Source organism: Streptomyces odonnellii (assembly GCF_000981895.1).
Classification (GTDB): Bacteria; Actinomycetota; Actinomycetes; order Streptomycetales; family Streptomycetaceae; genus Streptomyces; species Streptomyces odonnellii.
In genome coordinates, this window is the sequence record NZ_LATD01000399.1 from 1 (window position 1) to 10,711 (window position 10,711).

Genomic DNA, 10,711 nt, shown 5'->3' on the forward strand with positions numbered 1-10,711 from the left:
CACCCACCCACCCACGCAGCAGTGACCTGTCGGACGAAGTCGCCGCCGGGGCCAAGGCCGTCGTGCTGCACTTCGCCCAAGCCGCGCAAGCCCCCGTACAGCGCTAAGGCGGTCCCGCGCTCGCCGCGCCCCACCGGCCGACGAACTCCTCCAGGGCTCGGCACCTCAAGGACAGCACCGGGGCGCCGGCGACTTCCGTCCGGCCCCGGCCGCCGGGCAACGGTGAGGGGCGGCGCGGCAGGCCCGGCCGACGCGCAACCGGCTGAACGCCCCCCGATCCCCGGCCGCGGCCGGGGCCGCCCATCCCTTACCCCTTCACTCCAGCCAGGGGACATGGGTAGAGCAGCCGCAACGGGGATGTCAGCGGGCCGACCACGGCGAAACCGCGTGGTGACCTGTCCGGACACGGCGACAGCCCTCCGGGTCTCGCAGCAGTAGGCGCAACCGTTGTCGCAACCTGCTCCTGGCCGACCGGTCACTCAGCCCGGACGGCTCCGTGGACACGGGCCAACTGCCGCAGCTCGGAACGCGCCGCCGGCACCGAGGAGACGGTCTCCCAGTAGGGATGCCGCCACAGCCGTACGGACAGGAGCAGCAGGCGGCGGCGCAGGGCGGTGGTGTCGCAGGGGCGGGGTGCGGCGAGCGCGGTGTAGGTGGCATTCCAGGCGGCTTGCGTCTGCACCAGGTCGTCGGGGAAGTCGGTCACGTCCATACCGGCATTAGATCGCTTGTTCGAATTGCGTGTCACTTCGGACGCGCCCTGCTCCGGCGCCGTAGTCGGGGCGCGGCCCGGCGCGGCCGGCCTCGTGGTCGGGTTCGTGGCCGCCCCGACCATGGCGGTCCAGGCCGTTCCGAGCGACACCTGGGCGGGCGATTTTCCTTCGTGTACGCGGACGCAGTCCTGTCAGCATCCATCCAACTTGACCATTTTCAGTAAGTATTGACAGCTTTTCAGTGTTCTGTCATGTTTTGTTCCGCCGTTTCCGGCGAACGAGCGAGAGGTGATCTCATGCGACGAACCGAGTACGACGCGGGCCAGGCCGCCAAGCGCCTGAAGGTGCCCGCAGCCGCCTTCCGGTGGGCGCGCCACGCCGGACTCATCCCCGACCCGGACGTGTCGTCCTCCCAGTGGTCCCGGGCCGCTGTAGAGGCGCTGGACGCCGCCGCCATCCGGGCCGCGATGTCCTCCCCGCCGATCTCCGGTGGCGCGGCGGCGGACCGGATCGCCGACGCGCTCGGCACCCCGAATCCGACCGCGTACGGCGAGTCGGCGAACGTGACGGCGTTCGTGGTGCGGCGGTTCGTCGACCGCGGCCTGCTGGCCGACCTGAGCGCCAACCCCGACGGGACGCTGCACCACCCCGACCAGGTCGACCAGGTCTGCCGGCGTACGGACCTGGCGGACCTGGTCGCCGCCGACACCCCGCTCGGACCCGAGCAGGCCGCCGCCCGGCTCCGGGTACGCCGGGTGGACTGGGATCACATGGTGCGGCTCGGGTGGGTCCGCTCCCCGCAGTCGATCGAGGTCCGTTTCGGCACGAGCCGGGCCGGGGCCGTCGACGTCGCGCTTTACACCACCGCCTCCGTCGACGCGGTCATCCCGGCCCACCCCGAAGTCGACTGGGAGCAGCTGCGCGCGGTGGAGAAAGGCCGACGCTCCCCGCTCGCGTCGCTGTGCCCGGCCCCGGCAACCGCCTAAGCCTGCGGGCACCCGTACAGCGCTACGACGGTGCTTCTCCGCCCGCCGCGTCCCAGCCGTCCAGGAAGGCGGCCAGGGCGCGGCGTTGCTCTTCCCGACCTGCCGGGCGAGGACGTCGCGGTCGGCGTACGGGGCGACGGCGGGGAGGACCAGGTGCTGCAGTTCTGCCAGCTCCAGCGCCTCCACCTCCCATTGCACGGGATATCGAGGGTCGAAGCCGTAGGGGCGGGCGATCGCAGGCGTCCCCCCACTTTTGGGAAAGAGTCCTCTCCCTGGTGGGACAGGAAGAGGTGTCGCCGGGGCCAAGCGCTGACCCACGCCCGGTGGCCTGCGCAAAAGCAGCATTTGTCAGAGCCACCGACAACCCGTAGGGCAACCGGTAGCCACACTTGTGAGGCGCCTGCACCAGCAACCAGTTGCGCCACCAGATAAGCCACTCCGCAGGCCCGCTCAGTGAGGGCGGGTTGGGGGGCGCCGTCGGGTGCGCAGGCACCCGTGCCCGTGGCGCAGGCGATGGGCGTGGGCTTTCTCGGCGTAGAGATAGGTCACTTCGATCGATTCGCCTGTGTCCGCGCTGACCAGGGTCGAGTAGGCGCCGTTGTACTCCCGGCTCCCGGCCGCCCCTCTCAGGATCCAGTCAGTTGGGGTACGGCTTCAGTCCAACTCGCGTGAGACTCCGAGGTCGGGCTGCCAGCGGGGGCGACTGGCGAGCAGTTGGTTCAAGCCGTCTGGGCTGGCTGGGGCGGCGCACGCTCTGCTTCGTTCCTCATGCGCCTGGATTTTGGAGCCTCGGGACGCTCCGGGTCGGGCGACGCTCCGCAGTCACTTCCGAGATCCCAAATGCTCTTCCGTCGTTGCCGAAAACCGGGCCCGGATGAGCTGTTGACACCCTCAGCGGTTGCGGAGATGGGTCAGCGGCGATTCAAGCAGGGTCAGCAGTTGGGCAACCCTGTGACCTGCCTTTTTGGCGGTTCGGGCCTGCAATTGGGTCAGGGGGGCTGAGAAGAGTTCACGACACGTGACCTTGGAAGGAGCCGTGTCGTGGGCAAAGAGAACGAGCGTATCTTCGCCGGGCTGGATGCTGAGTGGACCTTGGTGTGTGCCGATCCGGACCATGCGGCGGCCGTCGGCGGCTGGCTCCGGGAGGCGGGGGTCTTCACTTCGGGGGAAGTGCCTAGCACTTTGGAGGGTCTGCTGGCCGCGCTGCGGGACCGGGACCTGGCGCACGGCCGGGATCACAGCGACGTCTGGCTGGGTGCCCTGCTGCGGGAGGCCGCAGGTGAGGGGGCCGACGCGCAGTTGGCTGCTCGGGTGGTGGTGCAGGCCATGCTGCCGGGGGCGTTCCGGATGGCGCGGCGGCTGATGCGGTCTGGGCGGAATTTCGATGAGGTCGGGCAGACGGTGGTCGCCTGTCTGTACCAGGTGGTGCGGACGTATCCGCTGTCGAGGCGGGGGAAGGTCGCGGCGAATCTCTTGCTGGAGACGCTGCACTGGGCGAGCCGGGAGCTCAAGGCGGAGTGCGAACCCGACAGCGTGGAGTTCCTTCTGCCCGAGGTGGCGTCGAACCTCATCTCCGACGACTCCGGGGAGACACCCGAGGAGGCGGCTTGGCGCGGGGTGCTGGCGCAGCAGGCCGCTGCCAAGGACTTGGTAGGGGCTGCGGCTGAGGAGCTGTCGGGGGCGCGTGGCGAGTTGGTCGAGTTGCTGGTCTGGGCGGTCGCTGCGGGGGCAGTGGAGGCCGGGCGGGCTCGGGTGATCGCGCGCGAGACGCGTGAGGGTGCGCGGGAGGAAGCGGAGCGGGCGGGGATCTCGCCGGTCGCGTGGCGTCAGCGGCGCAGTCGTACGGTGCGTCAGCTGCGGGTGGTGGCTGCGGAGTGGGTGCAGGCCGCGTGAGGACGCGCGGGAATTCGTGCTGCGGGGTGTCACGTCTGGGGCGGCGGCACTCCTTGGTGTGGGTGTGCGGCGGAGTGGCCGCCGTCTTCACACACGAGGGAGGGGCCGGGATGGCGGACAGGGCGGCGGATTCCGGGGGCGGCGCGGACGAGGTGCTGCTGGTGCGTGCACGGCGTCGGGTGCGCGGGCTGGTGGTGTTGCTGGAGGTGGCGCCGTTCGGCGAGCAGACGGTGGCGGCGATGCGCGCCTATCTGGACGAGGAGGCGGCGCCGGCTCGGGACGCCTTCGCCCGGTGGGTCGCGCTGTCTCCTTCCGTACGTGCCGAGCGCGTGGGACGGCTTCGGGAGGGGCTGTCGTGAAGCGCCGCAAACGTGCCAGCGCCGGCGGGGAGTTTGAGGCGGCAGAGCGGGGCGGCTGGCTGACTGGGGCATCCACGGGAGCGGTCGCCCTCGGGGTGGCGACTGTGCGCCGTACAGCGTGGGTTCTGCTGATCGCCGGTCCGCTGCTGGGAGCCGTGGCGCTGGCATCCCAGCCGTCGGCTCCTTCGGGACCGGCGACCGTGATCGAGCGGGGCGAGGGGGCGACGGGTCCTGCCGGGTTCGCGGAGATGTACGTCGCCGCGTATCTGGATGCGGGTGAGGGCTCCGAGGAGGAGCTCGCCGTGTTCTACCCGGACGCCGCCTCTCTGGACTTGAGCGGGCCGGCAGGCGCGGTGCGCGTGCAGCGGGTGGCGGCGGTCGGGGTGAAGGACGTCTCCGTGCAGTACTGGACGGTGACCGTGGCTGTCCGGGTTCTCCAGCCCTCGCCGCAGAACGGCGCGCAGCAGGACGAGGGCCAGGTCGAGGCGAGCGGCGCGGTGAAGGAGGTGGCGCAGCAGCGGTACTTCCAGGTGGCCGTATTCGCGCGGAAGGCGGGCGGTCAGGACCTGGTGGCGACCACGCTTCCTGCGGAGGTTGCCTCTCCTACGGCCGGTGAGGGGCCGGGGCTGGAATACGGGTCAGTACGTGCGGCCACAGGGTCGGATCCGGCGGTCGGGACGCTCCGTGCCTTCTTCGGCGCGCAGTTGGCCGGGCAGGGCGAGGTGAGTCGCTATGTGTCCCCGGGCGCCGTGCTGGATGCGGTGCGGCCAGCGCCATACCGGCAGGTGCGTATCACGCAGATCGCGGTGGCAGGCCGGGACAGCGACGTGCCGGAGCTGGGTGACCCGCAGGGTGCCGAAGTGGCCCAGTTGCTGGTCCAGGTGGAAGCGCAGAGGCCGGACGGTGTGGTGCGGCCTTTGGCGTACGCGGTTGACCTGCGGGGCCGGGACGGGCGGTGGGAGGTGGCCGCCGTCGGCGGTGCGCCTCTTCTCGCTACTGGTACCCGCGCTCTGTCAGAAACGAAATGAGGCAGGAATCAATGGACACTTCGCTGGCTGTCGGCATCCTTGATGACGTCAACGGGATGGGCACCGACATCAAGACGATCCTCGGCAGCACCGTTCTGATCATCATGTATCTGGCTCTGGTGGCGGGGGCTGGCTTCACTACGCGGTCGATCCTCAAGACTGGGGTGGCCGCGATCGGCGGCGCGATCGTGCTCGGCATCGTCGCTGCCCAGACCGTGCTGAGCAGCAAGACCGCTGAGGAGCTGCGGACGGACCACAGCGCGGCCCGGCCCGCTGGCGTGGTGCGCATCGTGGACACGCTGCCCTCGCTGTCGTCGACGGGTGGTCTGCGGTGAACGAGGCGGAGGAAGTGCTGGTGGGGCGCTGTTACACCAAGGCGCGCCGCCACCGGCATGTGATCGGGCAGTGGGACGGGCACCGGCTGATCGGAGGCCCGTACACGGTGCCGCAGTTCGTGACGATGGCCGTGGTGCTGGGGCTGATGGTCCTCACCCGTGGGTTGTGGGCGCGGTTCGGGTTGCTGGACGTCGTGCCGCTGATCGCGGTGCCGTACGCGTCGTCGTTCGTGGTGCGGCAGCTGCACATCGACGGCCGGAGCCCGTTCGCGGCGGCGGCCAGCGCGATCGGCCTGGCCGCCGCTGCGAAGGGCGGTCGCCTCGGTGGCCGACCGCTGCCGCGCCGACGGCCGCATCTTCTGCTGGGGAGCAGCACGCTCACCTGGCGTACGCGTCCTGGCGGTCCTGTTCGTACGGCGCCAGCCGTGGTGGGGGGTGGGGTGGCGCTGTCGAATGCGGCGGCTCTGCTCGCCGCCCGCCGGGTCGCCATCGCGCAGCAGAGGGGCTGATCAGGATGCGGATGCCGATCCGGCATGTGGCGGGGAATGTCATCTGGACGCTGAACGGCACCGTGTGGGGGCTGTGGCGGGTCCAGGGGGCGGACCAGACGCACGCCACCGCGACGGCGAAAGCACGTCGGCTGCACGCACTGGAATCGCTGGTGAAGAAGCTGCACGGGGAGTCGATGTGGCTGAGCCTGTGCCCGCAGGTCGATCCGCGGGCGGTGGTGCGGCAGATGACCGAGGGCATCAACATGCCGGCCAGCGAGCGGTACACCGAGCTGGCGCACCGGGTGCTTGATGAACTGGAGCAGCTGGAGCTGACGGGGCGTACGGACTGGCTGGCCGTGCCGCTGCCGGCCGTCAACTCCCGTCAGGCCGTGCGGGAGGTGGTGCAGGCGGCGCGCGCTGAGGTCGCGCTCCAGCTCGGGCTGCTGCCGGCTCCTGTCTCACGGAAGGAAGAGGAGCGCCGCGTCCGGCAGGCCGGGGAGGTGTCCGCGTCCTGGCCCGGGTCGGTGAAGACGCGGGCGGCCACGGAGTCCGAGATTCTGTGGATCTACGGGCATTCCGCACGGCGCGGGGTGCTGGAACCGCTGCTCCCTCCGCCGGATGAGCCGCGCGGGATCCGTGGCCGGGGGCGGGGAGTTGCGGCGTTCGGGCAAGCCGTCCTCTCCGAGGGTGCTGTCGGCCATGTCCCGGACCCCGAGGACCGGGACCAGGAGGGGGCGCAGCTCTTTCGGCGCAGATGGCTGCAGGTCGCCACCGAGTGGGGCGACTCCTATCAGGCGTTCCTGACGCTGTCGGAGATGCCGGAGTCCTTCCGGTTCCCCGGCTCGGAGTACCTGGCGGCGCTGGATACGTTCGCGTTTCCCGTGGACTGGGTGATGCGGCTGAGCGTCACCGCAGGGGCCAGGGCCGAGCCGAAGACCCGGCGGCAGGCGAGGGAGCTGGCCGGGCAGCCGGAGGAGTACGCGCAGGACCCGGCCGGAGCTCCGGCGAACATCGAGAAGGCGGGCGACAGCCTGGCCGAGTACCGGGAGCGCCTTACCAGTTCGGCCACCGAGGTCGAGGTCCGGGCCATGGGCGCGTTCTGCGTGTGGGGATCTACACCGCAGGAGGCGGAGGAGCGGGCGACGGCGCTGGCCGGCGACTTCGGCAGTGACGAGTACACCTTGGCCCGGCCGCTGGGTGAGCAGGAGCGGCTGTTCTACGGCATGCTCCCCGGAGCCCGTACGCCGCAGGTGATGACGCAATACTCCCAGTTTCTGCTCGCGCGGGACTTCTGCATGGCCGCCCCGTTCGCGGCGACCGAGCTCGGGGACGAGCGCGGCCCGCTGTACGGGTTCCAGATGTCGGGGGGCGGAGTCCGGCCGGTGCTGGTCGACTGGTCGCGCGGCCCGGCCAAGCAGACGTCCGCGTCGGCGGCGTTCATCGGCGAGCTGGGCGGCGGCAAGTCGGTAGCGATGAAGGCGGCGGTGTACTGGGTCCTGGCCGCCGGCCGGAAGGCGCGGCGGCCCGGCAGCCGGGGGCGCGCCGTGATGGTCGACCGCACACCGAAGCAGGAGTGGCTGCGGTTCGCCCGCAGCTGCCCGGGCAGCGTGCAGTCGATCACCATCGACAAGTCAGCCGAGGTGTCGCTGGATCCGCTGCGGGTGTTCACCCGGGTCCGGGGCGGGGTGAAGCCGGACCTGAGCGAGGCACAGCGGCTGGTCGAGTCGTTCTTGGGGATGCTGCTGGGGATCCGTCCGATGGACGAACTCGGTGATGTGCTGTCCGAGACCGTCGCGCACGTCCTGGCCTCGGCACGACCGTCCATGCGGGCGCTGCTCCAGGAGCTCACGCGGCGGGGGCAGGCCGGCGATGCGTCGTCGGAGACGCTGGCCCGCAAGCTCGCCAAGCACGACCGCCGGGACCTGGCGAAGGCGGTGTTCGATCCTTCGCTTCCGGTTCTGGACACGGACGCGGACGCGGTCGTCTTCTCCGTGTCCAACCTGGCTCTGCCCAAGGTGTGGGAGCTGGCCCCGGGCCATTTCGAGCGGCTCTCACCGGAGAAGGTCTTCGGCCGGGCGGCCCTCTACCTGATCGCCACGATCTGCCGTGACATCGCGTTCGACCCGCGGGGTGCGGACGAGTTCTGCGCGGTGGTGTGGGACGAGTGCTGGTGGCTCACCTCTTCCCCGGAGGGCCTGGACCTGCTGCTCGAACTCGTGAAGGACGGGCGGAAGCACAACTCCGGTGTGCTGGTCGGCAGTCACGATGCGCACGACATCGGCCCCGACAACGACACCGGCCAGATCCTGCGGGGCCTCTTCCCCCGTCGGCATCTCTTCCGGCACACCAGCAAGAACCTGGCCCGTCGCGGCCTGACGTTCCTCGATCTCGATCCCAACGACAGCGATCTGGTCGAACTGGTCACCACCCAGCTCTCACCACTGGACGAGTCCGACGCCGCGCAGGCACAGCGCGCCGGCGAGTGCCTGGTGCGGGACCTGTTCGGACGCGTCGGCGGGATGCGGGTGAAGATCCCGCTCGATCCCCAGGCCGCTGAGGCGATCCACTCCGACCCCGGCAGCACGGGTACGGATGAGGACGACACGGCGGAGGCGGCCGCGTGATACGCGGCGGGAGCTGGGGACGGTACGAGAACGCGGGGCGCTGCGCGGGGCTCGGGCTGCTGCTGGTCGCCCTCGCCGCGATCACCGCGCTGCTGCTGGCCTCACCGGCCGGCGCGGACACCCCGGCCCCGCCCGCCATGCCCAGCGCGGGACCGAGCACCGGCGCACCGGCGCGGCCTGCCGCACCGCAGCCGGAAGCCGACGACAGCGAGGAGGTCCGCAAGTCGAAGGAGCGGATGAAGAAGGACCTCGACAAGGCGGTGGAGAATTACAAGAAGACGCACCGCAGCGGCGTGCTGTCGGCGTTCGAGGTCACCGACCAGTACGGCATCCCGGTCTCCGCCTACCAGGTGACCTCCGATTCCGGCGGCATCACAGACGTCCAGATGAAGCTGCAGAGCGCCATCACGGAGAGTTTGTTCACTTTCACCAAGTGGATGATCTCCCTCGGTTGCTGGCTGGTCTTGTGGGCACTGTCGTGGTCCCTGGCTGCGATCCTGCTCAAGCCGGCGATGGCCGTCTCCGACGCCCTGTACGGCCAGACGATCGTGCAGATGGGACTGCCCGGACTGCTTATCGCGTTCTCGGGCACCGTGGCCGTCTGGCACATCTTCTTCGGCAACCGCGCCCGCGGCTGGGGCGAGATCGCTGCCTCCACCGTGATCTCCGCCCTGGCGGTCTCCACCTTCGCCGCTCCCCCGCAGATGCTGCTGTCCCCTCAGGACGGCGCGGTCGGCACGGCCCGGGACGTGGGCATCGCGGTCTTCGCCATCACCATGGACACGCAGGATTCACTGCCCGCCGGCAGCAAGGCCGACGCGAAAAAGCTGACACGGCCGATCACCGACAAGCTGGTCGACGCGTTCATCGTCCAGCCGAGCATGATGCTCTCCTACGACCAGACCTTCGACGCGGAATGCACCGAGCTGTACTCCAAGTCCCGCGTACAGCAGGCCGTGTTCGATGAAGCCTTCGCCAAGGCCCTGAAGAGGATCAAGGACGTCCCGTCCGGATGGGACCTCGTCCCCGTCGTCGGCCAGAAGATCGAAGACGTCATGAATGAGCGGGCGTTGGAATACGTCCGCGACCAGATGTTCAGTGTCGAGCCCACGGAAGAGTTCGAGAAGGCGTGCGTCAAGGGCGACGCGGACCAGGCCAAACGAACGAGCTGGGACAAGGCCGGCGGGGCCTTGTTCGTCCTCTTCGCCTCCCTGCTCGTCTTCTGCCTCCTGCTCGCCACCGGGTTCAGCTACCTGGTCACCCAGATGCGCCTCGCCATCGAGGCGATGCTCGCCCGGGTCGCCCTGGCGGCCGGCATCATGCCCGGTCCTGGCCGGGCCTGGATGTGGGAGCGGGGCACCGCGATCCTGCGTCTGCTCGGTCTGATGGTGGTCATCGTGGTCGCCCTGGCCGTCACCATCCAGCTGGTCACCAGCGTGCTCAGCGCCCCGCCCGACGTCATCCCCGGCGGGCTGACAGTCCGTTTCTTCGTCGTGGACGTCGTAGTCATCGCCGGGTTCGGCTACCGCAAGAAAATCGCGAACAAGTCGAAGGCATGGGCGGCGCAGGCCCGGACGCGGGTGGGCAACACTCGCTTCGGCGGCAGGGCCCCCGCCCAGATGGATACCACGGGCAAACGGTGCCGCTCGTTCGTCGCCTCCGCCGCGAAGACGGCGCTGGTCCTCGGGGCGATGGCCGCCACCGGCGGAACCTCCTCCGCTCTCGCACTCGGAGGCCACGGATCGGCCGCGCTCTCCACCCGGCTCGGCGCGCGAGCCGTGCGGCGTGGCGGCGCAGCCGTCGTGCGGGGTACCGGCCGCCTGGCCGCCGGGAGCGCCCGCGCCGCCGCGGGCGTCGGGAAGTTCGGCCTCAAGTACACGGTCGGGGCACCCGTTTACGCCCCGCGTGCCGCCCGGGCCGCACAAGCCGCCGTCCGCGCCGCGCCGGGCAGGGCCGGACAGGGAGCGGCCGCGCTGCGCGAGCGGCTCACGCAGGCCGCTGTGCCCCGTGTCGATGCGGCGCGGAACTTCACCAACGAGTACTGGACGAACATCGGAGGCCGTTGGGCGGCCAACCAGGTACGTATCCACCGCGGGCTGCCGCCCCGGTCCGCACCCGCCCCGCGGCGCACCAGGCCGGTATCCGTTCCCCGGCCCGGACCACGCCCCGCCGGGCCGCCCCAGCCCAGGCCTGTTCCCCGCCCTGCCGTGCAGCGGGCGCCCCGGAGGGTGCCGCCGCACCCGTCCCAGCCAGCCGCCTCAGCGCGGCAGGCTGCGCTGCAG

General features: G+C 70.6%; 9 protein-coding genes. 8 read left to right on the top strand and 1 reads right to left on the bottom strand.

Features of this window, described 5'->3' with window-relative positions; all coding sequences use genetic code 11:
- Positions 1–475 precede the first annotated feature (475 nt).
- Positions 476–712 carry a hypothetical protein gene (locus tag WH07_RS31015; protein WP_046507423.1) on the bottom strand — a complete coding sequence of 79 codons (237 nt, stop codon included), beginning with the start codon at positions 710–712 and terminating at the stop codon, positions 476–478.
- A 297-nt stretch (positions 713–1,009) separates the two neighbouring features.
- Here WH07_RS31015 and WH07_RS31020 point away from each other — a divergent pair, with 297 nt between their 5' ends.
- The 8 genes from WH07_RS31020 to WH07_RS31055 all read left to right on the top strand — a co-directional run.
- Positions 1,010–1,699, top strand: a complete 690-nt coding sequence (locus WH07_RS31020; RefSeq protein ID WP_198533927.1) for a hypothetical protein — start codon at positions 1,010–1,012, stop codon at positions 1,697–1,699.
- Between the two features lie 1,041 nt (positions 1,700–2,740).
- Positions 2,741–3,592, top strand: coding sequence for a hypothetical protein (locus WH07_RS31025; RefSeq protein ID WP_052744611.1), 852 nt, complete (start codon positions 2,741–2,743; stop codon positions 3,590–3,592).
- 110 nt (positions 3,593–3,702) lie between these two features.
- On the top strand, positions 3,703–3,951 hold the full coding sequence (locus WH07_RS31030) for a hypothetical protein (protein ID WP_046507425.1): 249 nt from the start codon (positions 3,703–3,705) through the stop codon (positions 3,949–3,951).
- A 104-nt stretch (positions 3,952–4,055) separates the two neighbouring features.
- Positions 4,056–4,979: a conjugal transfer protein gene (locus tag WH07_RS31035; protein WP_157877464.1), complete on the top strand. Its 924-nt coding sequence runs from the start codon at positions 4,056–4,058 to the stop codon at positions 4,977–4,979.
- Between the two features lie 11 nt (positions 4,980–4,990).
- Entirely contained in the window at positions 4,991–5,314 is a 324-nt protein-coding gene (locus WH07_RS31040) for a hypothetical protein (protein WP_046507431.1), read from the top strand.
- Positions 5,311–5,823, top strand: coding sequence for a hypothetical protein (locus tag WH07_RS31045; protein ID WP_046507434.1), 513 nt, complete (start codon positions 5,311–5,313; stop codon positions 5,821–5,823). The genes WH07_RS31040 and WH07_RS31045 overlap by 4 nt, the downstream gene beginning before the upstream one ends.
- 5 nt (positions 5,824–5,828) lie before the next feature.
- A complete protein-coding gene (locus tag WH07_RS31050) occupies positions 5,829–8,429 on the top strand; it encodes an ATP-binding protein (RefSeq protein WP_046507436.1) in 2,601 nt (866 codons plus the stop codon).
- The coding region (locus WH07_RS31055) for a hypothetical protein (RefSeq protein WP_046507438.1) at positions 8,426–10,711 on the top strand (2,286 nt) is incomplete at its 3' end. The genes WH07_RS31050 and WH07_RS31055, both read left to right, overlap by 4 nt.

Excerpts from the sequence above, each read along its gene's own strand:
- WH07_RS31050 (WP_046507436.1), top strand. The coding sequence starts at position 5,829 with ATGCGGATGCCGATCCGGCATGTGGCGGGGAATGTCATCTGGACGCTG.
- WH07_RS31030 (WP_046507425.1), top strand. The coding sequence starts at position 3,703 with ATGGCGGACAGGGCGGCGGATTCCGGGGGCGGCGCGGACGAGGTGCTG.
- WH07_RS31020 (WP_198533927.1), top strand. The coding sequence starts at position 1,010 with ATGCGACGAACCGAGTACGACGCGGGCCAGGCCGCCAAGCGCCTGAAG.
- WH07_RS31015 (WP_046507423.1), bottom strand. The coding sequence starts at position 712 with ATGGACGTGACCGACTTCCCCGACGACCTGGTGCAGACGCAAGCCGCC.
- WH07_RS31040 (WP_046507431.1), top strand. The coding sequence starts at position 4,991 with ATGGACACTTCGCTGGCTGTCGGCATCCTTGATGACGTCAACGGGATG.